18 protein-coding genes and 1 pseudogene are annotated in these 17591 nt (G+C 67.1%); 12 read left to right on the top strand and 7 right to left on the bottom strand.

The window, feature by feature from the left end; translation table 11 throughout:
* Nucleotides 1–175: 175 nt before the first annotated feature.
* Nucleotides 176–1126 (bottom strand): ABC transporter ATP-binding protein, encoded by a 951-nt coding sequence (locus ACO2Q2_RS14805; RefSeq protein ID WP_423256702.1) that lies wholly within the window; start codon nt 1124–1126, stop codon nt 176–178.
* 91 nt (nt 1127–1217) lie between these two features.
* Here ACO2Q2_RS14805 and ACO2Q2_RS14800 point away from each other — a divergent pair, with 91 nt between their 5' ends.
* Nucleotides 1218–1964, top strand: coding sequence for an FAD-binding oxidoreductase (locus tag ACO2Q2_RS14800; RefSeq protein WP_423256700.1), 747 nt, complete (start codon nt 1218–1220; stop codon nt 1962–1964).
* Nucleotides 1965–2608: 644 nt separating this feature from the next.
* On the opposite strand, the gene ACO2Q2_RS14795 is transcribed toward ACO2Q2_RS14800, so the two are convergent.
* From ACO2Q2_RS14795 to ACO2Q2_RS14780, 4 genes are all read right to left on the bottom strand, one after another.
* A complete protein-coding gene (locus ACO2Q2_RS14795; protein ID WP_423256698.1) occupies nt 2609–5089 on the bottom strand; it encodes a carboxypeptidase regulatory-like domain-containing protein in 2481 nt (826 codons plus the stop codon).
* A 206-nt stretch (nt 5090–5295) separates the two neighbouring features.
* The gene (locus ACO2Q2_RS14790; protein ID WP_423256696.1) at nt 5296–6141 is read right to left on the bottom strand and encodes a hypothetical protein; all 846 of its coding nucleotides are present in this window, start codon (nt 6139–6141) and stop codon (nt 5296–5298) included.
* Nucleotides 6138–6755, bottom strand: coding sequence for a hypothetical protein (locus ACO2Q2_RS14785; protein ID WP_423256694.1), 618 nt, complete (start codon nt 6753–6755; stop codon nt 6138–6140). The genes ACO2Q2_RS14790 and ACO2Q2_RS14785 overlap by 4 nt, the downstream gene beginning before the upstream one ends.
* A 176-nt stretch (nt 6756–6931) precedes the next feature.
* Nucleotides 6932–7546 carry a hypothetical protein gene (locus ACO2Q2_RS14780; RefSeq protein ID WP_423256692.1) on the bottom strand — a complete coding sequence of 205 codons (615 nt, stop codon included), beginning with the start codon at nt 7544–7546 and terminating at the stop codon, nt 6932–6934.
* 392 nt (nt 7547–7938) lie between these two features.
* On the opposite strand from ACO2Q2_RS14780, the gene ACO2Q2_RS14775 reads away from it, so the two are divergent.
* Genes ACO2Q2_RS14775 through ACO2Q2_RS14745 form a run of 7 tightly spaced genes read left to right on the top strand, consistent with a single transcriptional unit; the run spans nt 7939 to nt 12858 of the window.
* Nucleotides 7939–8583 carry a hypothetical protein gene (locus ACO2Q2_RS14775; RefSeq protein WP_423256690.1) on the top strand — a complete coding sequence of 215 codons (645 nt, stop codon included), beginning with the start codon at nt 7939–7941 and terminating at the stop codon, nt 8581–8583.
* Nucleotides 8583–8984, top strand: coding sequence for a hypothetical protein (locus tag ACO2Q2_RS14770; protein ID WP_423256732.1), 402 nt, complete (start codon nt 8583–8585; stop codon nt 8982–8984). Before ACO2Q2_RS14775 ends, ACO2Q2_RS14770 begins: the two co-directional genes overlap by 1 nt.
* Nucleotides 8981–9181, top strand: coding sequence for a helix-turn-helix transcriptional regulator (locus ACO2Q2_RS14765; RefSeq protein WP_423256688.1), 201 nt, complete (start codon nt 8981–8983; stop codon nt 9179–9181). Before ACO2Q2_RS14770 ends, ACO2Q2_RS14765 begins: the two co-directional genes overlap by 4 nt.
* A gap of 2 nt (nt 9182–9183) precedes the next feature.
* A complete protein-coding gene (locus ACO2Q2_RS14760; RefSeq protein WP_423256730.1) occupies nt 9184–10758 on the top strand; it encodes an alpha/beta hydrolase in 1575 nt (524 codons plus the stop codon).
* Nucleotides 10755–10925, top strand: coding sequence for a hypothetical protein (locus tag ACO2Q2_RS14755; protein ID WP_423256686.1), 171 nt, complete (start codon nt 10755–10757; stop codon nt 10923–10925). Before ACO2Q2_RS14760 ends, ACO2Q2_RS14755 begins: the two co-directional genes overlap by 4 nt.
* The gene (locus ACO2Q2_RS14750; RefSeq protein WP_423256684.1) at nt 10922–11656 is read left to right on the top strand and encodes an ATP-binding cassette domain-containing protein; all 735 of its coding nucleotides are present in this window, start codon (nt 10922–10924) and stop codon (nt 11654–11656) included. The genes ACO2Q2_RS14755 and ACO2Q2_RS14750 overlap by 4 nt, the downstream gene beginning before the upstream one ends.
* Nucleotides 11653–12858 carry an ABC transporter permease gene (locus tag ACO2Q2_RS14745; protein ID WP_423256682.1) on the top strand — a complete coding sequence of 402 codons (1206 nt, stop codon included), beginning with the start codon at nt 11653–11655 and terminating at the stop codon, nt 12856–12858. The genes ACO2Q2_RS14750 and ACO2Q2_RS14745 overlap by 4 nt, the downstream gene beginning before the upstream one ends.
* 301 nt (nt 12859–13159) lie before the next feature.
* Here the strand turns inward: ACO2Q2_RS14745 and ACO2Q2_RS14740 are convergent, their stop codons facing one another.
* Both ACO2Q2_RS14740 and hemH read right to left on the bottom strand, forming a co-directional pair.
* The gene (locus tag ACO2Q2_RS14740) at nt 13160–14017 is read right to left on the bottom strand and encodes an alpha/beta fold hydrolase (protein WP_423256680.1); all 858 of its coding nucleotides are present in this window, start codon (nt 14015–14017) and stop codon (nt 13160–13162) included.
* 5 nt (nt 14018–14022) lie between these two features.
* Nucleotides 14023–15141: a ferrochelatase gene (gene hemH, locus ACO2Q2_RS14735; protein ID WP_423256678.1), complete on the bottom strand. Its 1119-nt coding sequence runs from the start codon at nt 15139–15141 to the stop codon at nt 14023–14025.
* A 127-nt stretch (nt 15142–15268) separates the two neighbouring features.
* On the opposite strand from hemH, the pseudogene ACO2Q2_RS14730 reads away from it, so the two are divergent.
* The 4 genes and pseudogenes from ACO2Q2_RS14730 to tatC all read left to right on the top strand — a co-directional run.
* Nucleotides 15269–15940 (top strand): annotated as a pseudogene (locus tag ACO2Q2_RS14730) (lipid-binding SYLF domain-containing protein); the annotation flags it as partial.
* Nucleotides 15941–16007: 67 nt separating this feature from the next.
* A complete protein-coding gene (tatA, locus tag ACO2Q2_RS14725; protein ID WP_423256676.1) occupies nt 16008–16247 on the top strand; it encodes a twin-arginine translocase TatA/TatE family subunit in 240 nt (79 codons plus the stop codon).
* A gap of 21 nt (nt 16248–16268) precedes the next feature.
* Nucleotides 16269–16715, top strand: coding sequence for a Sec-independent protein translocase protein TatB (gene tatB / locus ACO2Q2_RS14720; protein ID WP_423256674.1), 447 nt, complete (start codon nt 16269–16271; stop codon nt 16713–16715).
* The gene (tatC, locus tag ACO2Q2_RS14715; protein ID WP_423256672.1) at nt 16702–17445 is read left to right on the top strand and encodes a twin-arginine translocase subunit TatC; all 744 of its coding nucleotides are present in this window, start codon (nt 16702–16704) and stop codon (nt 17443–17445) included. The genes tatB and tatC overlap by 14 nt, the downstream gene beginning before the upstream one ends.
* Nucleotides 17446–17591 lie beyond the last annotated feature (146 nt).

The following is a 17591-nucleotide window of genomic DNA, read 5'->3' as shown; positions in this document are numbered from 1 at the left end:
TCGCCTTTGGCTTGTTGCTCCCTCTCCCCCGGCTGCGCCGGGGGAGAGGGTTGGGGTGAGGGGGAAGCTGTTCGCTTTTTTTTTGCTTTTGCGGAAATGAGGGAGGTCAAACTGGAAGGCCCCCCTCACCCCGGCCCTCTCCCCCGACTGCGTCAGGGGAGAGGGAGAACGGCGGTCACGCCGCCTTGTCCCGCCCGTTCTCCACCAGCCGCACGAACAGCTCCTCCAGCCGGTTGGTCTTGTTGCGCATCGAGGTCACCCGGATGCCGTGCGCGCTCAGTGCCGCGAACAGCGCATTGAGATCGGACGTGCGCGGCATCTCCGCTTCCAGCGTGTGCTCGTCGACGCGGCGCAGGGCGATGTCGGCCAGCGTCGGCAGCGGCTCGGGTGTGGCGGTGACGTCGAGCACGAAGGTCTCCGAGTCGAGCTTGGCCAGCAGCCGCTTCATCGTGGTGTTCTCCACGATGCTGCCGTGGTCGATGATCGCGATGTTGCGGCACAGCTGCTCGGCTTCCTCCAGATAATGCGTGGTGAGGATCACCGTGGTGCCGGCCGCGTTGATGCCGCTGACGAACTGCCACATCGAGCGGCGGATCTCGATGTCCACGCCGGCGGTGGGCTCGTCCAGGATCAGCAGGCGCGGCTCGTTCATCATCGCGCGGGCGATCATCAGGCGGCGCTTCATGCCGCCGGAGAGCATGCGCGCCTGGTCGTGCGCCTTGTCCCACAGGCGCAATTCCTTGAGGTATTTCTCCGCGCGCTCGGCGGCGATCTTCCGCGGGATGCCGTAGAAGCCGGCCTCGTTGACGCAGATGTCGAACGGCTTCTCGAACTGGTTGAAGTTGATCTCCTGCGGCACCAGGCCGATCAGCTTCATCGCCTCGTTGCGCTGCCTGTTCACCGACACGCCGAACACCTGCGCGTCGCCGCCGGTGGAGTTCACCAGCGAGGAGAGGATGCCGATCAGGGTCGACTTGCCGGCGCCGTTGGGGCCGAGCAGGGCGAAGAAGTCGCCGGGCTGCACGGTCAGGCTGACGCCCTTGAGCGCCTCGACGCCGTTGCCGTAGGTCTTGCGTAGGTTGTCGACGACGAGCGCCGGAACCGTTGTACTGGGTTGCGTGGACATGGGCTGCACCGTGAGGACCAAGCCGCCTATTATACGTGGCTGACCCACGCCGCCCGGGCTCGCCGGGTGCACGCACCGTTTCCGGAAGCTCATGGCCGATCATTTCCCGCTCCGCCTCGTCGACAGCCGCATGCTGGCGCCCACCGTGCGCCACCTGGTGTTCGAGCGGGTCGACGGCCAGCCGCTGGCCTTCATGCCGGGCCAGTTCCTGCAGATCCACTTCGCCTACACCGACGGCACGCCGACCAAGCGCAGCTATTCGGTGGCCACGGTGGGCGACGGCCGCTCGCCGGTGCAGCAGGTCGAGATCGCCGTGAGCTACGTGGAAGGCGGCGCCGCCACGGCGCTGCTGGGAGGCCTGGAACACGGCGGCACGGTGGAGGCCAGCGGTCCCTACGGCCGCTTCTGCCTGCAGGACGGCGACGCGCTGCCGCGCTATCTGCTGATGGCCACCGGCACCGGCGTCACGCCGTACCGGGCCATGCTGCCGCAGCTGGCCGAACTGCTCGCCGCGGGCGAGCGCGAAGTGGTGCTGCTGTACGGCGCCCGCCAGGAAGCCGAGCTGCTCTACGACGCGGAGTTCACCGCCTTCGCCCAGGCGCATCCGGGTTTCACCTACCTGAGCTGCCTGAGCCGCGAGGCCCGCACCGAGCCCCGACCGAGCGACCGCATGGGCCATGTGCAGGCCGCCCTGCCCGAGCTGGCCCCCGCGGCCGACCGCGACATCGCTTACCTGTGCGGCAACCCCAACATGGTCGACGCCGCCTTCGCCGCGCTGAAGGAATTCGGCCTGCCGGTGCCGCAGATCCGCCGCGAGAAGTACATCTCCTCGCGCTGAGCGGATACCCGGGCCGGTACGCGGCGCGGTGCGGATGCATCGGCCGCGGGCCGTAGTCGATGACGTCCACAATACGTTAACGCCCTGATCACATTGCCGTCGAGAAGCCGACGCGAATAACGTGCGGTGGTGCACGTTTCCGCGACGCATGCTGCACCCGCACATTTTGTGTGATCTGCATCGCAATTACGACGGGCGCCCGGGCGGAGCCTATCAAGACGCGACGGTGCGGGCCGAAAACCCCTTCGGACACCCGCCAACCCCGCGGATGTAGGGTTTCGACATGAGCGCTGTACGCGGTTCTTTGCTGATTCGTTGTATTGGTACCGGACTCCTCGCGTTGTGCTTTTCGTCGGCCGTGCCTGCGGCCACGAGTGGAACGAGGTTTGTCGTGCGTGTAGATGCCGGTGCCGCCGCGGTAGTACGCGCATGGCGGGCGGCCCACGGTCTGGCGGTGCCTGATGAAGCCCATGGATCCCTGGTACAGACGCCAGTCGCAACGTTCGAAGCGCGCTGCATCCAGGATGGTGGCAGTCCCCACATCGCTACTGCAAGGCGGGGGTCAGAGGATCTGGCGGCTAGGGCGGACTTGTGCGTGTAACCCGACAGGAAAAGCCCTCACGGCTGGTGCGTCGATCTCAGGATCAGTCCGGCGGCAGCGTCAGATCTTGACCGTACATAAAGCTGCGCTTCAACGTGACCGAATGTATGACTGACCCAGTTCTTACGGTGTATTCGTCCGGCGGCAATTCGTCGATTCGATAGTAGCCCCGCGGATTGGTCACTGCGCGGCCCGCGATCTCGCCTTTGGCATTCATCACCAACACCTCGACACCGGCGGCGGGACGCCCGTCATGCCGCGTGATGCGGCCGGCAAATCCGAGTCGAAGCTGCAGCACAAAGTCTGCACGAGTGGTGGCGCCGGCACGGACTTCCACCCACGGTTGGTGCTCGGGCGGTTGCAGGTCGATCGGCAAAAATTCACTGTCCAGCTTTAATTGATACACCCCCGGGGCAAGGCCACTGACAAGATAGCGGCCGCCGCTGTCCACCGTGCCGTGCGGTGCGCCATCCACCAGCACGGTCACACCGGCTAGATCCGAGCGGTGGACATTCGCAGGAAGTTCGCCGTCGAGCCGCCCGGATACGGCTCCTTGACGCATGTAAAGCGGCGAGTAACTGCCGCGCGCCAATCCAGAGGGAGTCACCGCGAAGTCCGCCACGATGGAAAGCTGGAAAGTCGGGCCACCGCCGAATGAGCGGAAGACCGGATCGTTGTAGAGCTGCGCGTGCACCGATAGCCCGGGAATCGTCTCCATTGCACCGTCGAGCAGGTAACCAATACGGCCGCTTCCTTCCAGCAACCCGACCGACCATGACACCGGATGGCTATTTCGCCATAGCCCACTGAGTGTCTGAGAGTAGCGGGTGCCCAGCCTGGGATCGCGGGTAGCAGCCACATCGAGCTGCATTCCGTGTTGCATGGCGTGGGTCAGCTCCAGCTGGCTGACGCCCGCGTAGCGGCTGAGATTGAAGCGGGTTTGCGTCGAGGCCGCCCAATAAGCGGTATACGTATAAGCGCCATTGTAGTCCGGGCGAGCGCTGAAGTTTAGTTGATCGGTGGGTCGCCAGCTCACCGCAGGTCTTACGAAACGGTAGTGCGCAGCGAGGTAAGGGTCGGTGGCGTCCCGCCCCACGAGCGAAACATCGAGCTTCGGCGTGAGTTGTGCGCCAAGTTCGCCGTAGCGGTCACTCTGGATGCCGATCTGGTCAGTGAAGTAGCCGGCAGCGTATTGACGTGCAAAAACATTCCAGTACCACCCGGCATGTTGGCCAGAACCCTGTACGTCCCAGCCGTTGGCGTTGCCACTTCGCGCCACGCCGAACCCCCAGGTGCCCAGCGCACCCCCTGCCACGATGGCGTTGGCCACGCCGTAATTGCGACCGTCGGCCCGCTGTGTGGCCGCCTCGACAGTGAGATGGTCGGTAATTCCCCACCGCAGCTGAGAGAATCCGCCGGCGCCGTGGATTCCTATCGCCCGGTCCAGTGGATTGCCATTGGCTCCAGCGCCGGCGTAGGCCACCAACATGTGTGCAGGCAGCGAGCGCGGACTATAGGCCGCGCTGACCGGAAGTACCCGGGTTGGCGTGCCGTCCCCGAAGCGCTCGTACAGCGCCACCTCGGTAAACTGTGTGCCGCGCACGTTGACGTCGCGGAATTCCCAGTGGCCATCGAGTTGGATCGATGTGCGGGACAACACCCGGCCATCCATCCGCAGTTCGGCGATGCCGCCGGGGGGGCCGCGGCCACTGAGGGTCTGTCCGCCCAGCGTCTGAGTCGCGACGATCTGGTTGTTCTGCAGATTGTCGCCGTAGCTGATGTCGGGCCGACTGCTCCATGCCGCCTGCACGCCAGTGAGATTTGCGATGGGCAGCAGCGGATCAAGTGCAACTTCGCTGTGACCCAGGTATAGCCGACTCCTGCCACGGTCCAGGGTCCAGCCGTAGCTGCGCATGGACTGCTGTCCACCGGGCGAGGTCAGGATGCGTGTGCGCCATGAACCTGGACCCAGCGCGCCCTGCAGGTCGGTTAACGTGGCCAGACTTTGACTGCCGGCCTGACGGGTCAGGTAGATCTCACTGTGAATGGTCGAGAGGCTGGCCGATGGCGCCCGAATATCCGGTACATGCGTGCCGCTTGGGTAGATGCCCGTCATGCCATCGGTCTGCGGCGCGCCTGGAGTCCAAGCGAGCTTTACGTTGAGGGCGAACTCGCCGGGGTCGAAGTCGATCTTGCCGGCCAACACCTGAGCCAGTCGATCCACGGCCACGTAGGTCGATTTGCCATGACGTATGAGCCATGAGTTCTGCAGCGAAGCCACGCCGAGAGGCGTGGGTAGCTGCAGATCCTCCCTCCTGCGTTGCACCCGGGTCTGGATTGCCGCGGCGAACTGGTCGATATCGACGGTGTAGTGGCCATCCGGCTCGCGCAGGAGATTCACGGTTGTGCCACTGTCGCGGCCGTTGACGAATAGCCCAGCTAGTAGTGGCGCGGTCGGATCGGAAGCAACCGCTCGAGCCGGCAGCAGGATGAACAGGCCAGCCAGCCAAATAATCCATGCCATGGCAAACCCATCGCCATGACGTGGACGGTCATGCAACCGGTGGGATGAACCAGCCTGCATGCGCACGCGTGGGTCTCTGTCAGCGCAGAGGAGGAGTATCGGCGGCGCGCGACCGCTGCATCGGGGGGGCGGGCGGCGTAGTGCGCGCTGCCAATCGAGCAGCCAACACCGCGGACCGATGAGTGCAACCGGCCACGAGCCCCACGCTACGGTTCATCCTTCTTGGCGGGCACGTCGAAGCGCACGACGCGGTTGAACGCGCTGTCGCCGAATGTCCCTTCCACCGCCAGCACGTAGTGTCCTGGACTGAGCGAGGCCTTGCCAAAGGAGAGTGTGGAGTGCCGGATGGCACCGGGCAGTACCGCATCCTGCGGCAGCTTGCCAAAGCGGAGCAGGCCTTTTGGCGGGCGGTAAGACGTATCCAGTTGCGCGGAAGCGACGGCGTCGTGCGTCGGATAGGCATCGGTGCGCCATAATGCGTACTGGCCGACCATCCGCGAGGTGGCATTGCCGGTGTTGCGCAAAGTGAACACCGCGGCCTGAGCGTCTGTGCCCAGTGCGACAAGGTCGCCATTGCGGTGAACCGGCCCCACATGCGCATAGATGGCCGCGCCGATGCGGAAGTAGACGCGCAAGGTGGCTGGTTTTGCTTTCGCCGCGGCGTCGGGGTCCTCCGTGAAGAAAATCATCGCGCGATGCTCGCCGGAAACCAGCGGGACCGCCGGCCGGATGGCATAACGCACCACCTGCGACTGTCCGGGCAGCACGGTAAAGCGGGTTGGGTTGATCTGCACCCAGCTGTCGAGAGACTGCTCGGTGGTGGCGGCGATGTCGACCTTGCCGTTGGCGTCCATGGTCCAGTTGCTGACGGTCACCACCACATGCATCGGCAGCTTGGCCTCGTTGCTCAGGCGGAAAGAGTGGGTCTTGCCCGGGCCATCCAGCGAGAAGTCCGCCATCTGCGGCGCCAGTGCGACCTGGGCGTGCAGCGGATGAAATGCGATTGCCGCGAGGGTGACCCCCAAGGCGATGAAGCGTGTGGCGAGGTTCATGGCGAGGTCAAGGTGACTTGATCGATCGTGAGGTTGTAAGAGCCCGCGCCATTGCCTGCGATCGTCTGGGTAAGGAACGAGAGCGTGATGTCGACTCGCCACACCGAGCACAGCACGTAACCGTTATTGTTGTTGCCGTTGCCGTTGCCGTTGCCGTTGCCGTTGCCGTTGCCCAGAAGGCACAAGTAAAGTCCCTCGGACATCAGCGATGGCCTGTAACTTGCCGTCATGGTGGTGTTGAAGCCGTTGAGGCGAGCGAGCAGGATGCCGGCTCCAGCAGCCGGCAAGCTGGTGACCGTCGCGCTCAGGCTCCCAGCGTTGCAACCGGTGCTGGTGGCGAACCAGGCAATGCCCTTGACCGGGTCCATGGTTGCCGATGGCTGTGGCTGGACCAGAGTGACTTGATTTATGCCGGTGTCGGCGATCAGCGATGCACCGCTCGCCCTTGCGGTCACGCCGCGTGTGCCGTGGGCAAAAGCCGGGCCGCCCGGGAACAGCGTAAGCGGGCCGATGGTGGGGGTCAGGGCGGTGCCGGAAGGCGGCGGAATGAAATTCAGCTGCCCAGTGGCGTCGAAGTAGACACTGCACCTGCGCGCCGCAGCGGGAGCACGCATCCTTGGCGCACCGAATCGCGCGCCGCTGGCACTGTTCTGGATGGAGGCCGGGCCAACCACCCTCCCCCCGGCGGCACTTGCTCCCGAGGCCGCAGCCGTCCAGAAGAGCAACGGCACCCACAGCGGTGCCGTTGCGGTCGACCTCAGGCTGAACATCGTGGCAGGTGCAACTGCGATCAGGTGGAAGTAGCGGTGATATAGATGGTGGCGCCCGTATAGGTATCGGCGCTCGTGGCGTTGCTCATGTCCATCGTCATCGTGACATCGCCATAGACCGGGTTGGCAAAGCCGGTTCCACCGGTGCTGCCGGTAAAGCTGGTGCCCGGAGCGCTCAGGGCGATCTTTGAGTTGCTGTCGGCCGTGCCGGAAAGCGTGGCGCTGCTGCCGTTGGCGCTGTTCAGGCCGATCGCTACCGTCGTCTGACTGCTTTTGCCCAGGATGGAGCGCAGCGACCAGGTATTTTTCAACGTGAGGCTGATGTTCTTCAGCCCGCCGGTGCTGGTCTTGAGCGCGGCATCAGCCGACAGCGATGCGCCAGAAGCCGTGGCGGTGACAGCCTGAGTGGTTTTGGTGTTGCCGGCCCCGCTGACCAGAGTATTCAGTGCGGCCGAGTCCACCGTGAGATCGATCTCTTGGTAGTAGTCCAGGACCAGTACCGGCTGCAGAGTCACTTTGAAGGTGGTCTGGCCGCTGGCGGTAGCCGAGGTTGCGGCATCGGCGCTTCCGGCCGGAATAACGGCGGCGATCCCGATCGCGATCAAGGTGGCGAGCAGCGTCTTGTTGACGAGCATGGTTTTCCCCTGCATGTAAGTGAAATGTGGCCGGATCCTTCCAAGCACACGGCGTGCCACTATGGAATGGCGCGCAGTCAGTCGCATAATTCTCGCCCTTCTTGGGTAGGGGCGTTTTTTGGCGAAGCCGTGAAAGTGTGACGGACACTGTGAAGATTCGACGCAGATCGTCACATTCTGCAAATTACATCACAGTTTCGTCTATCAAGTTTCGGGGCCAAGAGCCGATAACCCGCATCCTTGTAAAGCATGCTTGACACAGGGCGGCGCACCACTTATCTTGCTGTCAAGGGTGCTTTACAGGGGTGGGCGATGGAGTGGGGAATGCACGGTGGCTCGTGGGGTGCGACGGCCGATCCGGGTACGAGCCGGAAGGGCGGGGGAGCGGCGCCATGAAGCGTCTGAGCGAGCGCGCGTACCAGCGCCACGTCAGCATCACCATGCTGGTCTATGTCGTGACGATGGTGCTGGTGTGGCCGCTGGCGCGGACCACGCCCGGGCTCTGGCTGAAAATTCTGCTGGCCGCGGTGCCCGCCCTGCCGATGCTCTACGTGATCGCCCTGATGGCGCGCAAGGTGGCGCACAGCGACGAGTTCGAGCAGCGCGTGCATCTGGTCGCGCTGGGCGTGGCCAGCGCGGTGCTGGCGGCGCTGAGCCTGACCGGCGGCCTGCTGGCGGCGGCCGGCGCGGTGCCGCTGGACGGCAGCATCCTGATCTGGGTGTTCCCGGTGATGATGGTGACCTACAGCCTGACGCGCTGGTGGGTGATCACCCGCCGCTACGGCGGCAGTACGGAGTGCGAGCAGGCCTCGGTGTGGTCGCTGCCGCTGCGCCTGTTGCTGGTGGCGGCACTGATGGGCGTGGTGCTGCTGGCCGCCTGGTGGCGCGGGCGGCTGGACGGCACCGGTGCGGGCATGCTCGTCGGCATCGGCGGATCGTGCATCGTCTTCGCGGCGATCGCGGCGGTGCGCCGCTGGCGCCGCTGGCGCCGCGATCGCCGCGATCATGCCGGCGATCGTGCCGGGACGCCGCCGTGATGCGCGCCATCCACAGCCGCTACCTGCGCGAGTTCTTCACCGCGATGGGTGCCTATGTGGTGCTGATCGTGCTGTACGGCGTGCTGGCGCCGCGGCTGCTAGCCAGCCCCTGGCGCTTCGTGCTGGCGATCGCCCCGCTGCTGCCGGTGATCGGCGTGATCCGCGCGGTGGTGCGGCTGATCCGCGACGAGGATGAGCTGGAGCGGCGCATCGATCTGGAAGCGTTCGCCATCGCCGCCCTGGTCACCGGCTTCGGCTTTTTCAGCTACGGCCTGTTGCTGAGCGTGGGCGCGTTTCCCAGGGTGCCGGCATTCCTGGTGGCGATATTGGTGATGCCGGCGCTGTTCGGCAGCTACGGGCTGGCCAAGTGGGCGGTGGCGCGGCGGTACGCCCGACCATGAACAACCGCCTGCGCGACCTGCGCGGGGAGCAGGGCTGGTCGCAGGCGGATCTGGCCGCGCGGCTGGACGTGTCGCGGCAAACCATCCACGCCATCGAGACGGGCAAGTACGACCCGAGCCTGCCGCTGGCCTTCAAGATCGCGCGGCTGTTCGGGCAGCCGATCGAATCCATCTTCGACCCGGGGAGCAGCACGTGAGCATGAAATCCAGAGCAGGACGCATGGGCGTGGCGGTCGCGATTGCAGTCGCGATCCTTGTCGCCAACCATGTGGCCCATCGACGCAAGGCGGCCGAGCCGACGCCTGCAAGTACCGGCGCATCGTCCGTGCCGGCCGCGCCGGTCAAGCCGGCGCCACCGGCCACCTGGAAGCTCGGTTCGCTCACGCTGACCGCGTGTGAGCTGGGCCAGCCCCACAGCGCTCAGACCACCGCCGCGTGGTGCGCGCCGTTCGAGGTGCCGGAGAACCGCGACGATCCGGCCAGCCGCAGGATCAAGCTGCGCCTGGCGGTGGTGCGTTCGAACGCGGAAGTGGCGGCCAGGGACATGCTGGTGTTCCTCGCCGGCGGTCCCGGCCAGGCGGCCACCGAGAACGCGGCGGCAGCGGTTGCCGCGCTCGATCCGCTGCTCGCGCACCGCAACCTGCTGCTGCTGGACCAGCGCGGCACCGGCGGCTCGCATCCATTGAGCTGCAAGAACGACGAGAAGCCGGCCACGCCCGACGATGACGTCGAGGACGATCCGGAAAAACTCAAGGCCGAGATCACCCGCTGTCTGGCGCAGGTGGAGAAGAACGCCGATCCGCGCTTCTACACCACCACCATCGCCGCCCAGGATCTGGAAGACGTGCGCAAGGCGCTGGGCTCGCCGAGCTTCGACCTGGTCGGCGTCTCCTACGGTACGCGCATGGCACAGCAGTACCTGATGCGCTATCCCGACGCGGTGCGCGCAATGGTGCTCGATGGCGTGGTGCCGAACTCGCTGGTGCTGGGCGAGGACTTCGCGCAGAACCTGGACGATGCACTGAAGGCGCAGTTCGCCCGCTGCACCGCCGATGCGGAGTGCCACAAGCGCTTTGGCGACCCGTACCAGACGCTGTACCAGCTGCGCGACGCGCTGCGCGCCAACCCGCACACGGTGAGCTTCCGCGACCCGCAGAGCTACCAGACCGTGCAGCGCCGGCTGAGCGAGTTCTCGCTGGCCAGCGTGGTGCGCATGTTCGCCTACTCGCCGATCACCGCGGCGCTGCTGCCGCTGTCGATCGACGCGGCCGCGCACGGCGACGTCGGCCCGCTGCTGGGACAGGCCAAGCTGCTCTCCGGCGACCTCGCCGACACCATGAACGGCGGCATGCAGTCCTCGGTGATCTGCAGCGAGGACGCCGACCTGTTCACCCCGCGCCCGCAGGACGAGCACACCATCCTGGGCACGCGCATGATCGACGCGCTCACCACGGTCTGCAGCGTGTGGCCGCACGGCACGCGGCCAAAGGATTTCCACGACCCGCTGAAGACCGACAAGCCGGTGCTGCTGCTGTCCGGTCAGTACGACCCGGTAACGCCGCCGCGCTACGGCCAGGAGGTGCTCAAGGGCTTGAGCAATGCGCGCCACCTCGTGGCCACCGGCCAGGGTCATAACGTGATCGGCGCCGGTTGCATGCCGAAGATCGTCAAGCACTTCGTCGAAGACCTGCAGCCGAAGACGCTCGACGCCAGCTGCCTGGAGCGTCTCAAGCCCACCCCGATGTTCATCGATTTCAACGGAGCGACGCCGTGAAAAAGCAGCAAACCCTTTTTGCCGCACTGCTGTGGGCGGCGGCCATGTTCATCGCGGCGCTGTGCAGCGCGCCCCCGTTCTTCGCCCAGATTCTGCTTCCGCTGATGGTCGCCCTGTCGGTGCTGCTGCGCGCAAGCTCATGCCGGACCAGGAGTGCCACGCCATGATCGAGGTGAAGGATCTGCACAAGGCCTTCGGCGCGGTGAACGCCGTCGATGGCGTCACGTTCGCCGCCCGCGACGGCGAGATCACCGGCCTGCTCGGCCCTAACGGCGCCGGCAAGACCACCACGCTGCGCATGCTCTACACGCTGATGGCGCCCGACCGCGGCCAGGTGCTGGTGGACGGCATCGACGCGGCGGTCGATCCGCTGTCAGTGCGTCGCCGGCTGGGCGTGCTGCCCGATGCGCGCGGCCTCTACAAGCGCCTCACCGCGCGCGAGAACATCGACTACTTCGGGCGCCTGCAGGGTCTGCCGGAAGACGAGCTGCGTACGCGCCGCGAGGCCTTGATCGGCGCGCTGGACATGGCCGACATCGCCGACCGGCGCACCGAGGGCTTCTCGCAGGGCCAGCGGGTGAAGACCGCGATCGCCCGCGCGCTGATCCACGACCCGCGCAACGTGATTCTGGACGAGCCGACCAACGGCCTGGACGTGATGGCCACCCGCGCGCTGCGCGAGTTCATGCTCAACCTGAAGGCGGAGGGCCGCTGCGTGCTGTTCTCCAGCCACATCATGCAGGAGGTGGGCGCGCTATGTGACCGCATCGTGGTGATCGCGCGCGGCCGCGTGGTCGCCGATGCCACGCCGGACGAGCTGCATGCGCAGACCGGCGAGAGCAACCTGGAGGAAGCCTTCGTGAAACTGATCGGCAGCGAGGAGGGCCTCGCCGCATGAATGCCCTGGACAACCCCGTGCGCCGCACCCGTGCCGTGCTCACCGTGTTCCTCAAGGAGGTGCGCGAGAACCTGCGCGACCGCCGTACGCTGACCAGCGCGTTCCTCACCGGCCCGCTGCTGACGCCGCTGATGTTCGTGATGCTGATCAACTTCACCATCAATCGCGAGCTGGACAAGGCGGACAAGCCGCTGAAAGTACCGGTGATCGGCGCGCAGTACGCCCCCAACCTGGTCGATGCGCTCAAGGCCGGCGGCGTGGTGCCGCAGCCGGCGATCGCCGATCCGGAGGCGGCGGTACGCAACCAGGAGATCGATCTCGCCCTGCGCATTCGCGCCGATTACCCCGAGGCCTGGCGCAAGGGCGAACCGGTGCAGGTGGAGGTGATCTACGACTCCTCCCAGCGCGATGCCAACACGCCGGTGGAACGGGTGACCAAGCTCATCGAGGGCTATGCGCGCGTGCAGGGGGCGATGCGGCTGGTGGCGCGCGGGCTGTCGCCGGCCACTGCGATTCCGGTGGTGGTGGCCAAGCGCGATCAGGCCACGGCCCAATCGCGCGCCGTGCTGCTGTTCAACATCCTGCCGTACCTGTTCGTGCTCACGTTGTTCATCGGCGGCATGTACCTGGCGATCGACCTCACTGCCGGTGAGCGCGAGCGGCAATCGCTGGAGCCGCTGTTTGCCAATCCGGTGCCGCGCTGGAAGATCTTCCTGGGCAAGCTGGCGGCGATCTGCGCGTTCTCCACCGCCAGCCTGGTGATCTGCCTGGTCGGCTTCGGCATCGTCGGCCGCTTCGTGCCGGCGGAGAAGCTGGGCATGGAGCTGCACCTGGGGCCGTCGTTCGCGCTGCACGTGCTGCTGCTGCAGTTGCCGATGATCGTGCTGCTCGGCGCGCTGCAGTCGATGGTGGCGGCGTTCGCCAAGAGCTACCGCGAGGCGCAGACCTACGTGTCGCTGCTGATGATGCTGCCTATCCTGCCCAGCGTGGCGCTGATGGTGATGCCGATCAAGCCGCAGGACTGGATGTACGCCGTGCCGCTGCTCGGCCAGCACCTGGGCATCCTCGACCTGGTGCGCGGCACCGGCGTGAGTCCGCTGCACCTGGCCTATTGCCTGGGCGGCAGTGCGCTGGCGGCGATCATCGTGGCGGGCGTCACCATGCAGCTGTACCGCTCCGAGCGGCTGGCGATCTCCGGCTGACACCCACGGCGAGGACGGCGCGCGCGTGTCGCCCTCGCTTACCATGGCGTTCTCATTTGCCGGAGAGCCGCCATGCGCCATCGACATACCGGCGAACGCCGGTATCCAGCACCTTGCGCTTCGAACCTGAAGGCGCTGGATGCCAGCTTTCGCTGGCATGACGGGGTGGGGTGCAAATGCGGCTTCGTACGGGACGCGGTATGAGCTTTCGCTGGCATGTCGGGGTGGGGTTTGGGCTGCGTGTCTGCGCGATTCGAACGAAAGGCACCTGTCGTGACTCGCGGACGTCGCGGCGGTTGGATCAGCCCGCCGCCAACGCCCACTCCGCCACCGCCTCGGCATGCTCCAGATGCAGATGATGCCCACCGGTCATGTGCGCGACGCGGATAGCGCGCACGCACGCGGCGCGGCGCTGCATCGGTGCGCTGGGCAGGTACGAGGTGGCCGGTTCGGCCAGCAGCAGGCGGGTGGGGGCGTCGATGCCGGCGAGCAGGGCGTGGATCTGGCTTTCGGCCAGCCGCAGCGGGGTGGGGCGGTTGATGCGCGGGTCGCTGCGCCACTGCCAGCCGCCGTCGGCTTCGCGCAGCGCGCGTTCGATGATCGGTCGCGCCTGGCTGGCCGGCAGGCCGCTGGCCAGGGTGCGCGCGCTGATCGCCTGCTTGATGCTGGCGAAGGTGCGCAGGCGCTTGCCGGCCGGCTCGTGGGCGAGCGCGTGGCGGAAGCGCTGCAGTGTCTGCGTGCCGTCGTCGCCGAGCAGGCCGAGGCCTTCGATCAGCAGCAGGCGTTCGATGCGTTCGGGCCGGGCGGCGGCCACCATCGAGGCGATGCCGGCGCCCAGCGAATGGCCCAGCAGCGCGTAGCGCTCGAGCCCCAGTGCGTCGGCGGCGCCGAGTACGGCGCGCACGTAGTCCGACCAGTGATAGCTGGCACCCTCGCCCAGATGATCGGAGTGGCCGTGACCGGGCAGGTCCAGCGCGATCACCCGATGCCGCGCGGCCAGCCGCGGGGCGAGCCGCGCGAAGCTGGCGGCGTTGTCCAGCCAGCCGTGCAGGGCGAGCAGCGGCGGCGCGTCGTCGTCGCCCCAGGCCAGCGCGGCCAGCCGCAGGGCGGGCAGGTCGATGCGAAGTTCGCGCGGCTCGCCCATGTGCTTCTCGCCCATGTGCTTCAGCCGGTGCGACCGTGCATGGCATCGGCGCGGGCCTTGGCGGCGAGCTGGCCGGCGCGCACGGCTGTGGCGTCGTAGTCCGGGGCAAATTCCGGCCAGCCCTGCGCGTGGCGCAGCACCAGGTCGGCCAGTGCCTTGACCTGGTGGGGCGAGTCGTTGAGCGCGGGGATGTAGCGCAGGTCGGTGCCGCCCGCTTCGAGGAAGAACTCGCGGTTCTGCATGGCGATCTCCTCCAGCGTCTCCAGGCAGTCTACGGCAAAGCCCGGAGAAATCACGTCGAGCTTCCTGATGCCGTTTTTCGCCAGTTGCTTGACCGTCTCGTCGGTGTACGGGTGCAGCCAGCGCTCGCGGCCCACCCGCGACTGGAAGCTGGTGAGGATCTGCCCGGTCTCCAGCCCCAGTCGCTCGCGCAGCAGGCGCGCGGTGGCGTGGCACTGGCAGAAGTACGGATCGCCCGCGCGCAGGTAGCGCTCGGGGATGCCGTGGAAGGACAGCAGCAGCTTGTCGCCGCGGCCGCGCTCGGCCCAGAACGCCTCGATGCTTTTCGCCAGCGCCTCGATGTGCGCCGGGTCGTCGTGGTAGTCGTTGATCAGGCGCAGCTCCGGCGGCCAGCGCAGCACCTTGAGCGTGTCGGCCACCGCATCGATCACCGAGCCGGTGGAGGTCGCCGAATATTGCGGGTACAGCGGCAGCACCAGCAGCCGGCGCACGCCTTCGCGCTGCATCTTCTCGATCTGCCGGCGCACCGACGGCTCGCCGTAGCGCATCGCCAGCTCGACGGTGACCGGCCCCGGCCGGCGCGCGGCAATCTCCGCCTGCAGCGCCCGCATCAGCGCCTCGCTGCCGGTGCGCAGCGGCGAGCCCTGCTCGGTCCAGATGCGCGCGTAGGCGCGGGCCGAGCGCCTGGGCCGAATGCGCAGGATCACCCCGTGCAGGATGAGGTTCCACAGCCAGCGCGGCAGCTCGATGATGCGCGGGTCGCCAAGAAACTGCGCCAGGTAGGGGCGCACCTTGCGGGCGGTGGGCGCTTCCGGTGTGCCGAGGTTCACCAGCAGTACGCCAGCCTTGGCGCTCTGGTCGTGGGCATACCCGGCCAGGCCGGTATAGTGGCTGCTCATGGGCGTCGGCGGCGGTCGTGACAGGGCCGCCCAGTCTGCCACAGGCCGCCGCGCCGGCCTGCTCGCACGCGATGCCGCACGATCCCCTTCCCCTTGGATTTCGGAGCCCGCCATGTTCAAAGCATCCCTGCGTCGATGGTCGCTGCTTGGGTTGATTCTGCTGCTGCCGGCGATGGCCGCCCACGCCGAGGATCCGCCGCTGGTGCGGGCCCAGAACGCGGTGCGCGTGCTGAACGAGATCATGCAGGCGCCGGACAAGGCGATCCCGCAGGACCTGCTGCGCGACGCCAAGGCGATCGCGGTGATTCCGGACATGGTCAAGGCCGGCTTCATCTTCGGCGGCCGCCGCGGCGAGGGGCTGATCTCGGTGAAGAGCCCGGACGGTACCTGGTCCAACCCCAGCTTCATCACCATGACCGGTGGCAGCGTGGGCTTCCAGATCGGCGTGTCGTCCACCGACGTGGTGCTGGTGTTCCGCACCCGGCGCGGGGTGGATTCGATCGTCAACGGCAAGTTCACCCTGGGCGCCGACGCCTCGGCCGCGGCCGGCCCGGTGGGCCGCACCGCCAGCGCGGCGACCGACAGCCAGATGAAAGCGGAGATCTACTCCTACTCGCGCTCGCGCGGTCTGTTTGCCGGCGTGGCGCTGGACGGCTCGGCGCTGCGCATCGACTACGACGCCAACGCCGCTGTCTACGGTGCCGGCATCACGCCGCGGCGCATCTTCGAGGGCGGCGTGAGCAACGTGCCGAGCCAGGTGGTCGATTTCCGCGATCGGCTGGAGGAGTACACTTCGCGCTGATCCGGAGGGCGCGCCGCGACAGGTGCGGCGCGCCCTCCCACCCCGCTTGGCATTCGAGGACATCATGAGCATCTGGCATCTCATCATCCTGCTTATCGTGGTCGTGGTGATTTTCGGCACCGGCAAGCTGCGCAACATCGGCGCCGACCTCGGCGGGGCGATGCGCGATTTCAAGAAGGGCCTCAGCGGCGATGAAGAGGACGCGGCCAAGCGCAAGCAGGCCGAAGAGCGCCTGCAAGCCGACCCGCCCAGGGCCGCCGACAGCGCCACGCAGAGTCAGCGCGACTCCAGCGACGCCAAGTAGGCACGTCGACGGCGTGCGGCCATGATCGAGATCAGCTTCGGCAAGCTGCTGCTGCTTGCCGTCATCGCGTTGATCGTGCTGGGACCGGAGAAGCTGCCCGTGGCGGCACGCACCGCCGGCACCCTGCTGCGCCGCCTGCGCTCCGGCTGGGACAGCGTGCGCGCGGAGGTGGAACGCGAACTGCAGGTGGAAGAGATCCGCAAGGCCGCGCGCGAGGCCGCGGCGCAGGCCGAGGCGGCGCAGGCCAAGCTCGACCAGGTGCAGGCGCAGATCGGCGAGACCGCGCGCAAGGCGCGGTCGGCCGCCGAAGCCGAAGTCGCCGAGCTGGCCGGCAAACCCGCGGCGCCGCCCGCGGTCGATGTCGACGGTGCGTCGGCCAAACCCGGTGAAACCCTGATGACCGGCCCCACGGCCGACGCTCCGGCCCCGGCGCCGCTCCATGACGAGGTGCCGCGTGGCCAGGCCTGACGATTCCGGCGACGCCGAACAGGGCCTGTTCTCGCACCTGCTGGAACTGCGCAGCCGCATCGTGCGTGCCAGCGTCACCGTGCTGCTGGTGCTGCTGGCGCTGGTGCCGATGGCCAACCGCCTGTACACCGAACTGGCCGCGCCGCTGGTGGCGCGTCTGCCGCAGGGCGCGCACCTGATCGCCACCGAGGTGGCCAGCCCGTTCGTGACGCCGCTGAAGCTGGCGTTCTACGTGGCGCTGTTCATCTCGATGCCGATGATCCTGTACCAGCTGTGGGCGTTCGTCAGCCCTGGCCTGTACAGGCACGAGAAGCGCCTGGCCCGGCCGCTGCTGGCCGCCTCGCTGTTGCTGTTCTATGCCGGCTGCGCGTTCGCCTATTTCCTGGTGCTGCCGGCGGCGTTCCGTTTCCTTGCCGCGGTGACCCCGGAGGGGGTGGAGATGATGACCGACATCACCCACTACCTCGATTTCGTGATGCTGATGTTCTTCGCCTTCGGCCTGTGCTTCGAGGTGCCGGTGGCGGTGGTGATCCTCGCCGCGGTCGGCGTGGTGAACCTGCAGAAGCTGCGCAGCGGGCGGCGCTACGCCATCGTCGGTGCCTTCACCATCGCCGCCTTCATCACTCCGCCGGACATCACCTCGATGATCATGCTGGCGGTGCCGATGTGCCTGCTCTACGAGCTGGGCGTGCTGGCGGTGGCGTGGCTGCTCAAGCCCCCGGGCGTGTAGGAGCGCACCCTGTGCGCGAAAGGCCTCGGGCTTCATTGCCGCATCGATCGCCCACAGGGTGGGCTCCTACCGGGGCGTGTAGGAGCGCACCCTGTGCGCGAAAGGCCTCGGGCTTCATTGCCGCATCGATCGCCCACAGGGTGGGC

The organism is Dyella sp. KRB-257, assembly GCF_049445995.1.
Taxonomy (GTDB): Bacteria; Pseudomonadota; Gammaproteobacteria; order Xanthomonadales; family Rhodanobacteraceae; genus Dyella_A.
Note: the sequence above shows the minus strand (reverse complement) of the source record. Positions and strands in the feature narration are given on the sequence as shown.

What these genes read in the sequence shown, in the direction of transcription:
- ACO2Q2_RS14765 (WP_423256688.1), top strand. Translation starts at nt 8,981, where the DNA reads ATGAACAACCGCCTGCGCGACCTGCGCGGGGAGCAGGGCTGGTCGCAG.
- ACO2Q2_RS14740 (WP_423256680.1), bottom strand. Translation starts at nt 14,017, where the DNA reads ATGGGCGAGAAGCACATGGGCGAGCCGCGCGAACTTCGCATCGACCTG.
- ACO2Q2_RS14800 (WP_423256700.1), top strand. Translation starts at nt 1,218, where the DNA reads ATGGCCGATCATTTCCCGCTCCGCCTCGTCGACAGCCGCATGCTGGCG.
- tatB (WP_423256674.1), top strand. Translation starts at nt 16,269, where the DNA reads ATGATCGAGATCAGCTTCGGCAAGCTGCTGCTGCTTGCCGTCATCGCG.
- ACO2Q2_RS14790 (WP_423256696.1), bottom strand. Translation starts at nt 6,141, where the DNA reads ATGAACCTCGCCACACGCTTCATCGCCTTGGGGGTCACCCTCGCGGCA.
- tatA (WP_423256676.1), top strand. Translation starts at nt 16,008, where the DNA reads ATGAGCATCTGGCATCTCATCATCCTGCTTATCGTGGTCGTGGTGATT.
- ACO2Q2_RS14795 (WP_423256698.1), bottom strand. Translation starts at nt 5,089, where the DNA reads ATGGCATGGATTATTTGGCTGGCTGGCCTGTTCATCCTGCTGCCGGCT.
- ACO2Q2_RS14750 (WP_423256684.1), top strand. Translation starts at nt 10,922, where the DNA reads ATGATCGAGGTGAAGGATCTGCACAAGGCCTTCGGCGCGGTGAACGCC.
- hemH (WP_423256678.1), bottom strand. Translation starts at nt 15,141, where the DNA reads ATGAGCAGCCACTATACCGGCCTGGCCGGGTATGCCCACGACCAGAGC.
- ACO2Q2_RS14745 (WP_423256682.1), top strand. Translation starts at nt 11,653, where the DNA reads ATGAATGCCCTGGACAACCCCGTGCGCCGCACCCGTGCCGTGCTCACC.
- ACO2Q2_RS14760 (WP_423256730.1), top strand. Translation starts at nt 9,184, where the DNA reads ATGAAATCCAGAGCAGGACGCATGGGCGTGGCGGTCGCGATTGCAGTC.
- ACO2Q2_RS14780 (WP_423256692.1), bottom strand. Translation starts at nt 7,546, where the DNA reads ATGCTCGTCAACAAGACGCTGCTCGCCACCTTGATCGCGATCGGGATC.
- ACO2Q2_RS14785 (WP_423256694.1), bottom strand. Translation starts at nt 6,755, where the DNA reads ATGCGTGCTCCCGCTGCGGCGCGCAGGTGCAGTGTCTACTTCGACGCC.
- ACO2Q2_RS14805 (WP_423256702.1), bottom strand. Translation starts at nt 1,126, where the DNA reads ATGTCCACGCAACCCAGTACAACGGTTCCGGCGCTCGTCGTCGACAAC.
- ACO2Q2_RS14770 (WP_423256732.1), top strand. Translation starts at nt 8,583, where the DNA reads ATGCGCGCCATCCACAGCCGCTACCTGCGCGAGTTCTTCACCGCGATG.
- ACO2Q2_RS14775 (WP_423256690.1), top strand. Translation starts at nt 7,939, where the DNA reads ATGAAGCGTCTGAGCGAGCGCGCGTACCAGCGCCACGTCAGCATCACC.